This is a genomic window from Affinirhizobium lemnae (assembly GCF_022968395.1).
Lineage (GTDB): Bacteria > Pseudomonadota > Alphaproteobacteria > Rhizobiales > Rhizobiaceae > Neorhizobium > Neorhizobium lemnae.
The window spans coordinates 1-15,475 of record NZ_JALJQZ010000030.1; the positions used below are offsets into that span (position 1 = coordinate 1).

At 54.2% G+C, this 15,475-nt stretch carries 19 protein-coding genes and 1 tRNA gene; 11 read left to right on the top strand and 9 right to left on the bottom strand.

Features of this window, described 5'->3' with window-relative positions:
* Window positions 1-70: 70 nt before the first annotated feature.
* Window positions 71-538, top strand: a complete 468-nt coding sequence (locus tag MUU53_RS16545) for a phage major capsid protein (RefSeq protein WP_247261884.1) — start codon at window positions 71-73, stop codon at window positions 536-538.
* Window positions 539-757: 219 nt separating this feature from the next.
* Here the strand turns inward: MUU53_RS16545 and MUU53_RS16550 are convergent, their stop codons facing one another.
* The gene (locus tag MUU53_RS16550; protein ID WP_247261885.1) at window positions 758-913 is read right to left on the bottom strand and encodes a hypothetical protein; all 156 of its coding nucleotides are present in this window, start codon (window positions 911-913) and stop codon (window positions 758-760) included.
* 66 nt (window positions 914-979) lie between these two features.
* On the bottom strand, window positions 980-1,810 hold the full coding sequence (locus MUU53_RS16555) for a COG3904 family protein (protein ID WP_247261886.1): 831 nt from the start codon (window positions 1,808-1,810) through the stop codon (window positions 980-982).
* 544 nt (window positions 1,811-2,354) lie between these two features.
* On the opposite strand from MUU53_RS16555, the gene MUU53_RS16560 reads away from it, so the two are divergent.
* Both MUU53_RS16560 and MUU53_RS16565 read left to right on the top strand, forming a co-directional pair.
* The gene (locus tag MUU53_RS16560; protein WP_247261887.1) at window positions 2,355-2,756 is read left to right on the top strand and encodes a DUF4258 domain-containing protein; all 402 of its coding nucleotides are present in this window, start codon (window positions 2,355-2,357) and stop codon (window positions 2,754-2,756) included.
* The gene (locus MUU53_RS16565) at window positions 2,753-3,214 is read left to right on the top strand and encodes a helix-turn-helix domain-containing protein (RefSeq protein ID WP_247261888.1); all 462 of its coding nucleotides are present in this window, start codon (window positions 2,753-2,755) and stop codon (window positions 3,212-3,214) included. Before MUU53_RS16560 ends, MUU53_RS16565 begins: the two co-directional genes overlap by 4 nt.
* Before the next feature lie 239 nt (window positions 3,215-3,453).
* Here MUU53_RS16565 and MUU53_RS16570 read toward each other — a convergent pair whose 3' ends face one another.
* A complete protein-coding gene (locus MUU53_RS16570; RefSeq protein ID WP_247261889.1) occupies window positions 3,454-3,972 on the bottom strand; it encodes an Arc family DNA-binding protein in 519 nt (172 codons plus the stop codon).
* A gap of 104 nt (window positions 3,973-4,076) precedes the next feature.
* Between MUU53_RS16570 and MUU53_RS23395 the strand changes: the two genes are divergently transcribed.
* The 4 genes from MUU53_RS23395 to MUU53_RS16585 are packed head-to-tail and all read left to right on the top strand — an operon-like array spanning window position 4,077 to window position 6,362.
* Window positions 4,077-4,250, top strand: coding sequence for an Arc family DNA-binding protein (locus MUU53_RS23395; RefSeq protein ID WP_377307214.1), 174 nt, complete (start codon window positions 4,077-4,079; stop codon window positions 4,248-4,250).
* Window positions 4,251-4,295: 45 nt separating this feature from the next.
* Window positions 4,296-5,045 (top strand): hypothetical protein, encoded by a 750-nt coding sequence (locus tag MUU53_RS16575; protein ID WP_247261890.1) that lies wholly within the window; start codon window positions 4,296-4,298, stop codon window positions 5,043-5,045.
* Window positions 5,038-5,385 carry an excisionase gene (locus MUU53_RS16580; protein WP_247261891.1) on the top strand — a complete coding sequence of 116 codons (348 nt, stop codon included), beginning with the start codon at window positions 5,038-5,040 and terminating at the stop codon, window positions 5,383-5,385. Before MUU53_RS16575 ends, MUU53_RS16580 begins: the two co-directional genes overlap by 8 nt.
* Before the next feature lie 44 nt (window positions 5,386-5,429).
* On the top strand, window positions 5,430-6,362 hold the full coding sequence (locus MUU53_RS16585; protein WP_247261892.1) for a site-specific integrase: 933 nt from the start codon (window positions 5,430-5,432) through the stop codon (window positions 6,360-6,362).
* A gap of 65 nt (window positions 6,363-6,427) precedes the next feature.
* On the opposite strand, the gene MUU53_RS16590 is transcribed toward MUU53_RS16585, so the two are convergent.
* Both MUU53_RS16590 and cpdR1 read right to left on the bottom strand, forming a co-directional pair.
* Window positions 6,428-6,502: transfer RNA gene (locus MUU53_RS16590), tRNA-Val, on the bottom strand.
* A 106-nt stretch (window positions 6,503-6,608) separates the two neighbouring features.
* Window positions 6,609-6,971, bottom strand: a complete 363-nt coding sequence (cpdR1, locus tag MUU53_RS16595) for a response regulator CpdR1 (protein WP_062555736.1) — start codon at window positions 6,969-6,971, stop codon at window positions 6,609-6,611.
* Between the two features lie 176 nt (window positions 6,972-7,147).
* Here cpdR1 and MUU53_RS16600 point away from each other — a divergent pair, with 176 nt between their 5' ends.
* Together MUU53_RS16600 and hisN are read left to right on the top strand one after the other, a co-directional pair.
* Window positions 7,148-8,032 carry an N-formylglutamate amidohydrolase gene (locus tag MUU53_RS16600; RefSeq protein WP_247261893.1) on the top strand — a complete coding sequence of 295 codons (885 nt, stop codon included), beginning with the start codon at window positions 7,148-7,150 and terminating at the stop codon, window positions 8,030-8,032.
* Between the two features lie 287 nt (window positions 8,033-8,319).
* A complete protein-coding gene (hisN, locus tag MUU53_RS16605) occupies window positions 8,320-9,096 on the top strand; it encodes a histidinol-phosphatase (protein WP_247261894.1) in 777 nt (258 codons plus the stop codon).
* Window positions 9,097-9,105: 9 nt separating this feature from the next.
* Here hisN and MUU53_RS16610 read toward each other — a convergent pair whose 3' ends face one another.
* Window positions 9,106-10,095, bottom strand: coding sequence for an alpha/beta fold hydrolase (locus MUU53_RS16610; protein WP_247261895.1), 990 nt, complete (start codon window positions 10,093-10,095; stop codon window positions 9,106-9,108).
* A 398-nt stretch (window positions 10,096-10,493) separates the two neighbouring features.
* Between MUU53_RS16610 and MUU53_RS16615 the strand changes: the two genes are divergently transcribed.
* Window positions 10,494-10,976 carry an Hsp20 family protein gene (locus tag MUU53_RS16615; RefSeq protein ID WP_062555732.1) on the top strand — a complete coding sequence of 161 codons (483 nt, stop codon included), beginning with the start codon at window positions 10,494-10,496 and terminating at the stop codon, window positions 10,974-10,976.
* A 96-nt stretch (window positions 10,977-11,072) separates the two neighbouring features.
* Here the strand turns inward: MUU53_RS16615 and MUU53_RS16620 are convergent, their stop codons facing one another.
* Window positions 11,073-12,077, bottom strand: coding sequence for a bile acid:sodium symporter family protein (locus MUU53_RS16620; protein WP_247261896.1), 1,005 nt, complete (start codon window positions 12,075-12,077; stop codon window positions 11,073-11,075).
* A gap of 88 nt (window positions 12,078-12,165) precedes the next feature.
* On the opposite strand from MUU53_RS16620, the gene MUU53_RS16625 reads away from it, so the two are divergent.
* Window positions 12,166-13,023, top strand: a complete 858-nt coding sequence (locus MUU53_RS16625) for a LysR family transcriptional regulator (protein ID WP_247261924.1) — start codon at window positions 12,166-12,168, stop codon at window positions 13,021-13,023.
* A gap of 50 nt (window positions 13,024-13,073) precedes the next feature.
* Here MUU53_RS16625 and MUU53_RS16630 read toward each other — a convergent pair whose 3' ends face one another.
* Together MUU53_RS16630 and MUU53_RS16635 are read right to left on the bottom strand one after the other, a co-directional pair.
* Complete coding sequence (locus MUU53_RS16630) at window positions 13,074-13,550, bottom strand: SgcJ/EcaC family oxidoreductase (protein ID WP_247261897.1); 477 nt, start codon at window positions 13,548-13,550, stop codon at window positions 13,074-13,076.
* A gap of 514 nt (window positions 13,551-14,064) precedes the next feature.
* Complete coding sequence (locus MUU53_RS16635; protein ID WP_247261898.1) at window positions 14,065-15,117, bottom strand: threonine aldolase family protein; 1,053 nt, start codon at window positions 15,115-15,117, stop codon at window positions 14,065-14,067.
* Window positions 15,118-15,475: the final 358 nt, after the last annotated feature.

The window sequence follows — 15,475 nt, forward strand, 5'->3', positions numbered from 1 at the left end:
CTAACTTATAGCAAAACCGCTTCTAGCGGTTCAAGCGCAGCGTTTCAAACCTCCACCTCTGGTGGAGGTTATGACTTTCGGCACATGGCAGTTCATCAAAAGCCAGGATGGTTCCGGTTTCCCTTCGACTGCTCCGGGCGATGCGCTGATCAACCTTATCTACGCGGTGAAGCCTCAATATCGGGTCGGTCCTAATGTCGGCTGGCAGATGAATTCCGCCACGGCGGGTGCAATCCGCAAGATGAAGGATGGTCAGGGCAACTACCTTTGGCAGGAGGCCATGATGCAAGGGGAGCCGGCGCTTCTTTGCGGTTATCCCGTGTGGCTAAATGAGGATATGCCGGATATCGGCTCCAATGCCCTACCGATTGCGTTCGGAAATTGGCGCGCGGCGTATCTGATCGTTGACCGCATCGGAACGCGCATCGTGCGCGATCCCTATACAAAGCCCGGTTGGCTTCGCCTTTACATCAGCAAGCGCGTCGGCGGCGCGCCTGCCGATAGCCGCGCGGTGAAGTTCCTCAAGATCACCACCTGATCTTCTATCGGTGACGGATCGCGCCCGTCCCCGGACAAGGCGAAGAGTGTCCGCAATAACCTTCGTCAGCCGCCGGTCCATGATCCTCGGATGCGGCGGCACCTTTTCCTAAAAGCCTCGATAGGAGGTCGCGAATGCAATGCGATCTAGCTGTAATATCGCTGGCAGAGTTCTTCAACGCGCAGCCTCAGTAAGCCATTCGGAGGGCAAACACGAGTTTTAAGGCGTGATGCGTTCGAGAACCTTGCCGTTCTCTCCAATTACGACAAGCTTGCCGTCTGCTTGCTGACGCACCTGGTATTCGAAGACCGCAGAGCCCTTCAAGGTCTTATTCTTGCGCGGGTCTGATACCACCCAATCATAAACGCCCGTCACACGGCAACTGCTACCGTTGCAGTTGGTGGTTATCGTCTCAGGTCTGGCGAACGAAGAGCGCACCGGCTATTTTTCGGCATACTTCGCCTTATCCTCGATGATTTCTCGTCGCGTGAGCTGCTTGCCGTAGAACTCCACCGGATCGCTGTAGACGCGCCCTGACAGGTCGATAAGTCCAGCTTTGGAGAGAGACCCCGCAGCGATCAGGCTCAACACAAACTTTTTTGCGGCTTGTTCCTGTTCAACACTGACGGCGGACGCTTGCTGGAGGGGCTGAGGGGTGGGTACAGCTTGAACCGCAGCGGGAGCGCTTACTGTGTCTGCCCGTTGGCGGTCGCGATTGATGCCAAGCTCAACGACTTCCTGCTGGGAAAACACGTACATCGATTCCGGTGGCGTCCGCAGCATGCGCGTGATTACGCCTTGATGAACGCCATACTTCGCCAGCGTTTCCAAAACATCGCTGAGATTGAGCTGCGCGTTCTTCAGGTCTGCACTGCCGGACATTTGATGCACGCCCAGGCTCCCGCCTGCTAATCGTGCGTCACCGGCAAAAAACACAAAGCTGCATGCCGACATGCACTCTGTTCCTGGCAAAACAATCGTCGCCAGCTTTTTCTCATGAACTTCCTCAGCGATCAGCAGAGCGCCTTGAACGGAGCCTCCAGCGCTATTGAGCAGTATTCCTTTTGTTTCGGGGTAGGCAGCCAGTATACGCCGGAATGCCAAAGGCGCGCGAAAATCAATCGGCCCATCAAGCGCGATCACGTGGTCTGCACCGTTCATGACCCTGAACGGTGCAAAGTCCGCCGCTGTCTCAGCATTTGCATCAACTGCCGACAGGCTTCCGGCAATGAATACGGCAACAAAAGCTGAAAAGGCTCGAAATCGCAGCATGTGCACTCTCCCACGCTGCAAAATGAACTTCGCTACAACATAGAGTCAATCCAGACTGTGCGGATACCTGCGGTGCTCCAGAAGATTTGAGATATTCCTCTGCCTGGATCTGGCTCGAAAGCTTTCGGTCATATCGCCGGCGGCTCGGCCGTGCTGACTATCGTGGATCGCGACGGCATAAATATGAAGTCGCTTAAGTCATGGAATGATGAACCCGGGTGCAAGATACATCCGTTAAAACTGTATAAGCCTAACAGCGTGTCTAATCGTGAATCTGATCATCATCAGGCGAAAGCCGTCAAAACTGGTTCTGTCTTTAATCTAAATCGAAATGACAAGAGCCACTAACTACCATTATATCCTGTCGATGCGGCTCATCAGCCGTTGCTACAACGCACATAAACGTGAGGATACGTACGCCAGAGTGCGCTGACAAAATAGCAACAGCGACATTCGAAGTGACGGAAACGTTATCCATAATGGCATGTGCGTCAATCTTGTTAATTGACGGTTCATATCCATATAGGTATCACCATGATACATAATGCGCGCTGTTAAGGGCAGCGCCAAAGGAGAACCTTTGACACATACAAGTCCTTGGACAACGCAGGAAGCAACTGACAACATTCGTCGTATTGCACGGAGTCCATTGCTTACAATCAGTTACAAGCTGCATGCAAAAGACAGACTGGCTGAGCGGAACCTGCTGATGTCTGATGTCTTGTATGCGCTGAAGAATGGTTTCGTCTACGAGAAGGCAGTGCCTGCAACGCGTTCAGGATATTATCGTTATCGCGTGGAATGTCGTACGCCAAACAGCGGAAGTAGAGCGATAGGAGTTGTCGTTATCCCCGAAAACTCCGGTTACTATCTCAAGATAGTGACTGTGATGTGGATAGATGAATTCGAGCGCATTGCGGGCTCGATAATTGGAGAAGAAACATGAGTAAGGTCGACCATCATTACACAGAGTGCGGTTTGATGAACGTGTTCATCAGCGGTATCGAGGTGCAGGTTGACGATGATGGTGATGAGATCATCACCATCCCGGCAGTCAACGAACTGCATCGCGTTATTGCTGAAGGCATCGTGAGCCATCCGAAAGGCATGTCCGGCGATGAGCTTCGCTTCCTGCGAACTGAGATGGGGCTTACTCAGGCCGAACTCGCTCAATACGTTCACCGTGATAAGCAGGCCATAGGGCGTTGGGAGCGTGGTGAGTTTGAGCTGGATAGTTCGGCTGAGGCTCTAATTCGACGAATGGCGATCGAGAAGCTGAAGCTAACTGACGAGCTTGGGATTGATGAGCTTTCAAAGCGCAGTGTCCCATCGGCTCAGCCACAGACGATTAAGATCAGCAAAGTTAACAACGACAACCATACCTATGAGCTAGATGCTGCCTGATAGCATATAGTAGGGCTGGGCGATAAAAGGGGCGCATTCTGAATGAGTGCGCCCTAATGCGTTTTGGTACTTGCAGCACTTAGCCTCGCTTTGCGAAATATCGAAATTTTGCAAACAGTGCCGTTGAGTCGGTCGAAATCACGGAAGCCAGGACATTAACTTACGATCGGTATAACCGAACTAGGAAATGTCTCGAAACTTTCATGCCTCGCTCAATTTGCCTGCATCCGACTCACGAGTTAGATTTCAGATGGGCGAAGGTCAGCACCTTGTCCTTGGCTGAACCAATTGAGGAAAGCTTTGCGCGCCTCGCTCAAGGCGTATGGGTCACTCGAAAATGCTCTTGGAGCTTTTCCAGATTCTTCCAGCCATTGCCGAAAATTCGCAAATTCCTGTTCAAGTTCATTAGGTTTTACTTCATGGCCTGAATGTAGCCATTCTGCTACTAGATTAAATATGTGCATATGGAAGGCGGCACTAAATGGCCTTTGTAACTCTAGTTCTTTGTATAAAGCATTTTGATATTCTTGAGCCTTTTCTGAGAACAATGAAATCTCCTCTGAAAGACGTTTAATCTTCTCAAATGGATCTGTGATGCTCTCAATTTTTATCAAGAATGACTGCTCTAACCTATGAACTATCTCGCTATTGATCGATCTTTGGTTTCTTTCGGCGGCAGAACGGAGGCGCTCTCGCATCCCGTCGGGAAGACGCAGCATGAATTTATCTTGATAAGAGCGATTTTGATCCTCGGTCATGGTGTCCTAATGACATAATTTTCCTCTTGACGCCAATGATGTCATTAGGACATATTCCTGTAGTGTCCTAATGACATTATTAGAATGAGGGTGATATTTTGATTATGCAGTCGAGAAATTCGGACAAGTATCCACTGCGTCTTCCGGAAGGATTGCGTGCGGCGATCAAGCGATCCGCGCAAGAGAGCGGGCGTTCAATGAACTCCGAAATTGTATTCCATCTACTAAGGGCAATTCCTCAGAAGTCCGAAACGCAAAAAGCCGACGCTCAGGCCTGAAGAACCAGCGTCGGCTTTTTCCTAACCCCACGAAGGAGCTAAACAATGCAGGGGATAAATACACCAGAAGCGGGCGCAGGCGCAAGCCCCGCTGTTTCGCTCGGCTTTCTCATTGCCGCCTATCGAGCTTCTCTGGCGGACTTCAACTCGCGGTCATTTGAGACTGATGAAGCGTCGGAAGCCTTCGCTGAAGCTAGCTTTGAACCTCTGCAGCAAATGCTGGCCAATTGGTCCAAGCCAGCCGCAACCGTGGAAGAAGCTCGCGCGGCATTGCAGCTCACTATTGATGAGCTTCGCGGGTCAGCCGGGCCATTCCTCACGCTTCCAATGGTCACTGCAGTTCTCGGTTTTCTCAGTGAGACAGATTGCACCACAGCTGAACCGGAGCCGCTGGAGACAATCTCTGTCGGCGGCTTATTCCAAATCTGCGACACGGCTGAAAATGCTCGGACCGAGTTGCTTGAAGAGATCGACCGGAGGGCGCTTGCGCCTGGGGCAGAAGCGGCGAAAATTCCGTACATCGCGGAAACTGAGCGTCTGCGCTCGCGATCCGATGATTTGATGAAGCTTTCGATGGCTGCTTTCGATGCGGCTCTTTCCCAAGACTGTCAGACGCTGGACGATGCGGCGCTGAAGATGAAGCGAGCCTCGGAATGGCTTAGCCTGCGTCTCGAGAGTGATGTCGATTATGCTGAAGATAATCAGCGGATACTTGCCAGTTTTCTCCCACTTTTTCGCAAATCCGGCCGCGTCGAAAGCGCGGCAATGACGATCAAGGCTCGCGCCAATGGATAGTATCGAAAAAGTGGCGCCCGATCAGCCAATCCGGTTGGCAGTTGCTGCAAAGCTTGCGTTTCCTGACGGATCGATGACTGCAAGTGGTCTCCGGTGCGAGTTCAAGAAGGGAAATCTGGCAGTCGAACTCATCGCCAACAAGCAATACACGACGCTGAACAGCATTAACGAGATGAGGGCGAAATGCCGCGAAAATCAAAAGGCGCGCGCCTCCACTGGCGAAAGCCGCGCTCAGGCAGGGCTGGACAATGGGTTATCCTCGACGGAACGACTGAGCGCAGCACAGGCTGCGGCCTCGATGATCGCGCAAAAGCTGAAATCGCACTCCAAGGATATCTAGCTGAGAAGCATAGACCGGATTGGCGACGCGGTGATCCTTCGGAAGTGACCATTGCTGACGTGCTCGCATTTTATGGGGAGCATCGCGCACCTGAATTGGCTCACCCTGAGCTTGTCGGTTTCCACATCGCCAATTTGCTGGAGTTTTTCGGCGGAAAGATGTGCGTCTTCGTGGATGGCACCTCGTGCCGTGCCTATGTTGCGGCTCGCGGTAAGGGGAAAATCGGAAAACGTCCGGTTACTGTCGGGACGGCGCGTCGCGAGCTGGAGACGCTTCAATCTGCTCTCAACTTCGCGCACAAGGAAAAGAAGCTCCTTTTCCCGGTTCCGGTAACCTTGCCTGCGAAATCGCCCGCGCGAGAACGCTGGCTCACTCGCTCAGAAGCCGCCATGCTGCTTGCTGGTGCGCTCGGGATCGTCGCCACAGCTTATGACGTCAAAAGTCGCCAGCCGGTCAAATGGGGGCGAATGTATAGGCCTAGCTATCATGTGGCTCGGTTCATCCTAATCGGCCTCTACACCGGAACACGGCATGAGGCGATTTTGGCAATGCGTTGGGGCGTGAATTCCTCGGGCGGCTGGTTCGATCTCACGCGCGGCGTCATGTATCGAAGAGGGCAGGGGCAGGCCGAAACCAAAAAACGCCGTCCGCCTGTTCCGATCCCTGAGAACCTTGCGCCGCATGTCGAACGCTGGCGACGGATCACAGTCAACGGGCCTGTCGAATATCATGGCCGGTTGATCCTCAAGGAAAGAAAAGGCTGGGACCGTGCCCGCGACCTTGCCGGACTTGGCGAAGAGGTGACGCCTCACATCATGAAGCACACCTGCATGCTTCAGAGAGAGGTTCCAATGTGGGAAGTCGCTGGCTTCACCGGCACCTCTGAAAAGACCATTCGAGATACTTATGGACACCACTCCCCAAGCCACATGAGCACCGCCAAGAGGCGGTTTCATGGGCGAAACTTGGGAAGATAGAAAGAGAAAGGAATGCGGGTTATGTCGTCAACCTCGCAAACGCCTGCAAATGCAGGGGATAGGAATGGTGGGCGTGACAAGGATCGAACTTGTGACCCCTACGATGTCAACGTAGTGCTCTCCCGCTGAGCTACACGCCCTCCCGTGGCGGCGGATAGACCATAAAAGCGGCCGACCCGTCAACCGCTTTTTTGTATCCTCATGACGTTTTTTTGAAACGTCAGGAATAAGTCGTCAAAACCGGGATCAAGCGGCCAAAAGCTTGTTCACTTCATCCACAAGGTCACGCAAGTGGAATGGCTTGGAAAGCACCTTGGCGTCTTTTGGTGCCTTCGAATCGGAGTTGAGCGCCACGGCGGCGAAGCCGGTGATGAACATGACCTTGAGATCCGGGTCGAGTTCGGTAGCGCGACGCGCCAGCTCGATACCATCCATCTCAGGCATCACGATATCGGTCAGAAGGAGGGAGAAAGGCTCCTCGCGCAGGCGATCATAGGCGCTTGCTCCATTGTCAAAGGAGGTCACCTTGTAACCGGCCTTTTCCAGCGCCTTGACCAGGAATCGGCGCATATCATTGTCATCTTCGGCGAGAAGGATCTTTTGCATCATCAGGACCGTTAATGGGTTTCTCTTGAATTAGGGCTTTGACGGTAGCTTTTGCCCAGTAAAAAACCGGTGAACGATAACCGTCAGATGCCTTATTTATGGATTTACATAGTATGGACTTCAGGGCAGGCAACTGGCAACATGTCACCTTGAGTTGTTCACTACATGGTAAAGAACGAATGCAATGGGCTGATGGTCGGCTGGAACCCTTTCAAGTGCGGGAGCCTGAGCAACAAACCATTCCCTTTGTCTTCAATTCTCCCCATAGCGGCCGGTTTTATCCACCGGAATTTTTGGCAGCCTCCCGGCTCGATGCATTGAATATACGCAGATCTGAAGACCACTACGTCGATGAGTTATTCTCGGATGCGCCCCACCTTGGTGCGCCACTGCTAATTGCTCACTTTCCACGTGCCTATCTCGATGTCAATCGCGAGCCTTACGAGCTTGATCCGCGCATGTTCGAGGATGCTCTGCCATCCTTCGCCAATATCGGCTCCATGCGCGTTGCGGGAGGTCTGGGCACGGTTCCCCGGATCGTTGCCGAAAACATGGAAATCTATGCGCGACGTATGCCTGTGGCTGATGCGTTGTCGCGGATCGAGGTTCTCTACAAGCCCTATCATGCCTGCCTGAGACGCCTTATCGCTCGCACTCATGCCCGTTTTGGCTTTTCCGTCCTCATCGATTGCCATTCCATGCCAGGCAATATCCGAATTGCAGGCTCGGATACGAGGCCCGATTTCATCATTGGTGATCGGTACGGCACCAGTGCCTCCGCCGAACTGTCGCGTGCGGCCTTGCATATTCTGGAAGATCTCGGATTCAATGCCGTCCGCAACAAGCCCTATGCGGGCGGTTTCATTACCGAGCACTACGGCCGGCCGGTCCGTGGGCTCCATGCCCTGCAAATCGAAATCAACCGTTCTTTGTATGTCGATGAGGCGACGCTGGAAAAGCGCGCGGATTTCGAGGTGGTTGCTACGGCACTGTCGCTCTTCATGCGGCAGATGATCGATTTTGCGGACGAATTTTCGATCGAATCGACGCTCGCGGCGGAGTAGTTTTCGTTTCCCTGTTTTGTCACTTCTGCCCAGACGCTTGCGCGCGGGCAAAAAAAACCGCGCCTCACGGACGCGGCTAAGTCTAGGGAGGAAACACCCAAGGAGGGTATTTACAATCTTTCGACTGCAAAAATCACATTAATGACACATTGCCCAAATGTCAAGCATTCCTTTTCGGTGATCAAACTTAAGGCAGACGCATGTTGTGCCGTTAATTCGATGCAGTTGCGCTTGCTCCTCTCGGCCTTTCGACTAGAAAGGAGAACAAATTTTCGACCGGGGGAAACATGCTGCCAGATCGCGCCTTCTTCGATAGCCTAGCCGATGCCGCGCGCAGCCAGACGCTGCCTCGTTTCAGGGTCGGGACTGCTGTCACCAACAAGCTGCACGGGGGGTTCGATCCGGTGACCGAGGCCGACCAGGCGGCGGAACTCGCCATCCGGGAACTCATCATCAATTCTTTTCCCGACCATGGCATTCTGGGCGAAGAACACGAATCGATTGGGCTTGATCGTGAGCATGTCTGGGTCATCGATCCGATCGATGGAACCCGCGCTTTCATTTCAGGCGTTCCCGTCTGGGGTACGCTAATAGGTTTGCGTTCCGGCGGACGAGCCGTGATGGGACTGGTTGATCAGCCTTTTACCGGCGAACGCTATTTTGCCGATGGGTCTGCAAGCTGGTATTCCGGCCCCGATGGTGCGCATCGTATCCAGGTGCGCGATTGTGGAGATATCTCCAACGCCATTCTATTCACCACATCGCCGCACATCTTCTCGACCGCTGAGCGCAGCCAGTACGACCGCGTCGAGAGTAAGGTTCGCCTCTTCCGCTATGGCACAGATTGCTATGCCTATGCGCTCTTGGCGGCGGGGCATGTTGATCTTGTCGTCGAAAACGGTCTCAAGCCCTATGATGTTGGCGCACTCATTCCGCTGATCGAGCAGGCGGGCGGCATCATCACCACCTGGGATGGCGGTCGTCCGGAAGATGGTGGTAGCATCATCGCAGCCGGCAGTCGCGCGGTCTATGAGCAGGCCATGGACCTGCTGGCAGATCGGTGACGATCACGCTCAGGCGGCCGTCTCGGAAAGATCCACCAACGGCTCCGTGCCGGGCATGAAGGCCTGGATCGCGGCCAGCGCCTGGGCACGATAGATATCGCGTTCCTGAAAGATTTCGTGCCGGGCACCGGTGATCGTGATGAGTTGTCCGGCCCGGAAGTTTCGTGACAACCGCTCCTGATACAGGTAGGGCACGATGCCATCCAGCATGGGTGCCATAACGAGCGTCGGGATCGTGATCCGTGTCAGATGCGATTGTTCATTGACCAGAAAACCCGCCATCAGGGTTTCGTGCAGCCATCGTGCCGTGGGTGCCCCAATGGCGAGGTCTGGCCTTGCCGCGATGATAGCCGCATTCCGGTTGAAGCGAGCTTCGTCCGATGTCAGCGGGTTGTTTGCAAAGGCGCGTTGAGCCTGGTGCTTGCCCATTGATACCGAGCCCAGGCCCAGTCTGCACAGAGTTGAGGTAAGGGGCCGTACCCATTTTTCCGGCAGAGCCTGTCCGCCCAATCCCACGAAGGGTGCCGCGAGCGCCATCCGGTCGATCCGGTTGTTGAGACGTGGCGCTGAAGCCAGAGCAATCAGGGCTCCGGTCGAATGGGCAATCAGAAAGAACGGCAGACGCGCGTCCGGCAGCACGATGGTTTGCAGGAAGATTTCCAGATCGTGCTGGTAGTCCATAAAGCGGCGCACATGGCCTTTGCGCTGATCTTTCAACAGCCGCTGCGATCCGCCCTGTCCGCGAAGATCGAAGGTCGCGACCCAGAGGCCCATCGCATTGAGATCGCGAATGGTCTCGAAATATTTCTCGATGAATTCATTGCGTCCTTGCAGCAGAACCACCGTTCCCTTGGCGGGAGAGATGGCTGATCGGAACAGAGCATATCGGAGGCGGGTGCCACGAAAGCCCTCGAAATAGCCTGCCGTGCAATTGTCCGGGACCGGATTATCCGGCGTGGAGAAGAGAATGTCCGATCGGGAAACCTGAGCTTCGTCCATGGTGCCGCCTTGCTCTTTTTGTCAGGGATAGGGGGTGCTGGCCACAAGGTCAAAGAAAAAAGCCGGAACCGGTCGAGCCAGTTCCGGCGAGGGGGAATGACTGAAGAGAAGGGACGTGGCTTCAGTCGCCGGAGGCAGACCCATCCGGTTCGAGGCAAGAAATAGCCGGATCAATCTGAACAGGCCGGGAATGCCCTGTTCACCTGGAGTTCAGGCTTTCGCCAATGTCAGCTTTGCGGAAATTTCGAGAAAATTCGAAAAGGTCTTGAACGGGTAAAATTGGCTCACCATCTCAAGGTCACGGACGCCGCAAGGGTTCGTGATAACGGGGAAGCGTCGCCAGGATGGGTCGTTTCCCTTGCTTTGATTTTCGCAAACGTCGCTTCAAGGAGGACACTATGCGTCACGTTGATTTTTCGCCGCTCTATCGCTCTACCGTTGGCTTTGACCGTCTCTTTTCCATGCTGGACAGCGTTGGCCAACCGGAGCAGGCACCCAGCTATCCCCCCTACAATATCGAGCGGACGGGTGAAAACACCTATCGCATCACGATGGCCGTTGCCGGTTTCGACGAAAAGGAACTCAGCATCGAGGCTCATGCACACGTGCTGACGGTCAAGGGTGAGAAGTCTGAGGACGAGGCAGCCAACAAGACCGAATTCCTGTATCGCGGCATAGCCAAGCGCGCCTTCGAGCGCCGCTTCCAGCTTGCCGATCACGTGGAGGTTCAGGCCGCTTCCCTGAAGAATGGTCTCCTGCACATCGATCTCTTACGCAACATTCCCGAGACCTTGAAGCCACGTCGTATTGCGATTGCGGCTGATATTGCCGAAGCGACCAAGACCATCGAGGCTCAGCCTGCGCCAAAGCAGGTCAACTGAGCCTGTAGCAGGCAATTGATGAGCGTTTGAAACTTGAAGCCCCTGCCGATGATCTCGGCAGGGGCTTTTTGGTGCCTGGACTTTACTGACGCTTGCTCACGCCGGTTTCGTTGCGAGCGCAGCCTCTGCCAATGCTTCCCGCTCCGCTTTCATGGCAGCATAACGCTGGGCGATGACGGCGCAGGCCATCAACTGGATCTGATGAAACAGCATCAGGGGAAGCACGATGGCGCCAATGCTTTGCCCGGCAAAGATGGCGCCTGCCATCGGGACACCGGAAGCAAGGCTCTTCTTCGATCCGCAGAAGGTAATGGTAATCTCGTCTTCCTTGTTGAAACCCAGCAGGCGGCTTCCGAACATCGTGATCATCAGGACGACGATGAGAAGCAGAATGTCGAGGGCGATGACGACACCGATGTCCTGCACCGAAAATGTGCTCCAGAGACCCTCATTCACGGACTCGCTGAATGCCAGGTAGACGACCATGAGGATGGAGCCGCGATCGACCGGCAGGAGAAGCTTCTTCTTCGAACGGATCCACTTGCCGATCCACGGTTCCAGAACCTGGCCAAGGATGAACGGTGCCAATAGTTGGAGAACGATAGTCTCCAGAGCGCCAAGGTTGAAGCCTGCGCTACCACTTGTGCTCATCAGCAGGCCGACGAGCAAAGGCGTTAAAAACATACCAAACAGGTTGGAGGCAGAAGCCGAGCAAATCGCTGCGGGAACATTGCCGCCGGCAATTGAGGTAAAGGCAATTGACGACTGAACCGTGGAGGGGAGAACACAGACGAAGAGAAGGCCGAGATAAAGCTCCGGCTTCAAGACCGTTTGCGGAATGAAGCCAAGGCCCAATCCCAGCAAAGGAAATATGCCGAAGGTCACGGCAAGGATGGTGATATGCAGCCGCCAGTGCAGAATACCGGCAATCACCACGTCGCGCGACAGGCGTGCCCCATGCAGGAAGAACAGAAGTGCGATAGCGCAATCCGTCGTATAGCCGAAGATCGTTGCAAATTGTCCCTGTGCGGGGAGAAGAGAGGCAATGATGACGGTCGCAACCAGCAGCAACGTAAAAGTGTCGGGCATAAAACGACGCATGATCTTATCCATTCGAAAAGCCAGATTTACGGATGAGAGATCATGAAGCAAAATGCAAACACTAACAGTTATCGTAGATCGTGATACAATGTTGAACCTGATCCATCTGGAAAGCTTTGTTTGCCTGCAGGAGAGTGGCAGCTTTACCGCCGCCGCCGACCGGCTTGGCATCGGTCAGTCGACTGTGACACAGCATATACAGCGGTTGGAAAAAAGCCTTGGCAAGCAGCTGATCGATCGTACAACACACCGCGTTCAACTAACGACGGAGGGCGAAGCGCTCTTGAGCTATGCGCGCGCCATGCTGGACCTGAACGGGAAGGTTTATTCCCTGTTTGGTGAAAACCGTCTACGCGGACGCCTGCGCCTCGGAGTTTCGGAAGATGTCGTTGCAAGCCGCCTGACGCTGATCCTGGAAGATTTCATTCGGCTTCATCCGCTGGTCGATCTGGAACTGACTGTGGCCCTGAGTTCGCCTCTCTATCAAATGCTTGATGTCGGTGAACTGGACTTGGTTCTGGCAAAGCGCCATATCGGGGAAGCGCAGGGTCGATTGCTGTACCGCGAACCTCTTGTCTGGCTCGCGCGCGATCCTGAACTTCTTCGCCTAAAGGAGGGCGAACCGGTGCCGCTCATCGCCTTTCCGACGCCCAGCATTACGCGCAAGATTGCCCAAGACACGTTGGACCGCCACAAAATTCTGTGGCGCATCGTCTGCACCTGCGCCAGCCTGAGCGGATTGACGGCAGCAGCGCGCGCCGGGATGGGCGTTTTGGTGCAGCCGCGCAGCATGGCGCCCGATGGACTGAAAGAAGTGTCGGGCGGGTGGCTCCCGCTTCTCGATGACGTGGAATTTGTGCTTGTACCCCGTCGGGGGGCAGATGCAGCTCTGGTCGAAGCATTGTCGGCGCTGATTATCGCGCGTCTTGTGCCCCAGGCAGACTGAAAAGAGATTGCCCGGAATAGTTTCCGGGCCCCCTTATTCACGTACAGAACTTATTTCTCAGGCATCATTGATGAGTGGAGATGGTCGATCTTCCAGGCCCCGTCCTCGTAGCGATAGAGGAAACTGTAGCGCGCCTTAACATCGGTTTTTGCGCCCGTTTTCGCATCGGTAAGCGTTACGGTCCATGTGCCGAGACGCGATGCCGTATTGCAGTCAATCTCAACCGTTGAAGTATCGATCTTGCCGACGGGGCTGCTCTTCAGAAACCCGACGAAATAGTCATTCACCTCTGCTGGCGTTGTACGAGGTTTATTGGAGACGGTAGCCAGCAGAACTGGTTCTTTGGTGAAAAGTGATGTCACCTTGGCAGGGTCTTTTGTGGCCCAGGCATTGTTGAATTCAGTGAACAGTGCCTCGATTTGGGCCGGCGTTGTATCGGGGCAACTGACGGATTTTGCCTGCGCAACACCTGCTCCACCGATTGACGCCCCCAGAACCATGCTGCCGGCTACAAAGTACTTTTTCATGTTGTGCATCTCCGATGCTCGTTGGTTGACATTGAGCATATGGAGGCGCGCTTCCTTCCAAACAATAACGTCTTTAAAAAAAACAGATTACATTCTTGTTATCTGCATCACTAAGCATATATCACAATTTTTCATTGTAAAAATAAGGAAATACTCGAGCATAAATCCGTCAAACATTGGATATAATTGCGGCGTGTGTAAGTATTGAATACGCCAGGAAGAGGTTTCCCTCCCGTTGTTATTTATACCAAATGTAGACGATAGGGACTGATTGCGCTGGAGCGATTTTGGTTTGCGGCGAGGAGAAAACCACAGTCGGATCCATCGCTCTGGCGCGGATTTTTGTCGACGTCCGAAGGCAAAAAGCGCTCGGTTCTTCGAATGGGCCAGATTTTCTTTACCGACTTCGTCGCAATCCTCGACCGATGCGCGAGCATCGCTCTGCGGTATGCGTCCCACGTCGGATGAAGGTCTCCGGTCCCACGCAATCGGTTCATATCATCGACGTTTGGTATTAGTCCTGTTGTAGAACCTGGAGAAACCGATCGACTTCATCAGAGGTCGTTGCGAAACTGGTGACGAGGCGAATGAGGGTTTCGTCCTCATGGACCGTTTCGCCCAGATCCTTCGGTATCGGCCACTCGTAAAACTTCGCACCCTTGTTTTCGGCCGATTTCGCCGTGTGTCTGGGGATCACGGCGAAAACCTCGTTGCTTTGACTGTCCCACGCAAGCCGTGCTGTATTGGATGCGGCGAGACCGTCGCGCAATCTGCCGGCCATGCTATTGGCGTGCCTTGCGAGATCCAGCCAAAGATCATTGTCCAGATAGGCGGCCAGTTGGGCGGAGATGAAGCGCGACTTGGAGAAGAGTTGTGCCGCCCGCTTGCGAATGAACGACATTTCACGTGCCTTGGCAGGATCGAAAAAGACGATGGCTTCGGCGCACCAGCAGCCATTTTTCGTGCCGCCGAATGAGAGAACGTCGACGCCACGTTTCCAGGTCATTTCCGCAGGCGTTGCGTCAAGCGCCACCAGGGCGTTGGCGAAGCGTGCGCCATCCATATGTACACCGAGGCCGTTTTCCCGGGCGATTTGCGTGAGTGTTTCGATCTCCGAAAGATCGTAGATAGTGCCTTGCTCGGTCGCCTGCGTCAGCGAGATCGAGTTGGCACGGCCGTGGTGAATGGCATCCTGCGGAAAGCGAATGATCTGCGCCTTCAGGCTTGCGGGGTTCATCTTGCCGAGTGAGCCACTGACCTCCACCATACGCATGCCGGAGAAAAAGTCCGGAGCGCCGAGCTCATCCTCAATGACATGGGCTTCCGAATGGGCGAATGTCACGCCTCCTGATCTGGCGAGGCTGGCAAGCGCCAGCGAATTTGCCGCTGTTCCCGTCGCGACATAGAAGACGGCAACGTCTGTCTCAAAGATGTCGCTGAAACGTGCTTCGATGGAGCGGTCCAGATCGCTGGTGCCATAGGCGGATGCAAAACCCGCGGCTTCCTTCGTCAAGCATTCGCTGATTAGGGGGTGTGCGCCCGCCCAGTTGTCGGAGGCAAAGAACATGAAGTGACCTTTCGTATGCGCCAATGAACCCTTGGGAGACCCTGGCGGTCAAACTAGACAGATCTGCCGCTTGATCAAGGGTCGCTCAAATACCCTCTGAACGAACGGAATAGGTCGCAACGAAAATGCGATTTGCCGCTGTTTTCCCTAATTTTATTTCAGCGGTGCCGAACTCAAGATAACTTTCATGTCGTAACAAGCCTTCTTTTTTCGGGCATGCGCCTTGCGCCTTGATCAGATGTCTGTCATAAAATTTTAGAACTAGGACAGTTATCCTGTCCTATTTCGGGTCTCGGCACTGGTTGAAACTGTTAACCTTCAAGGGTTGCTCGTTTCAGGCGGTGCCTCTGCGGCGCGT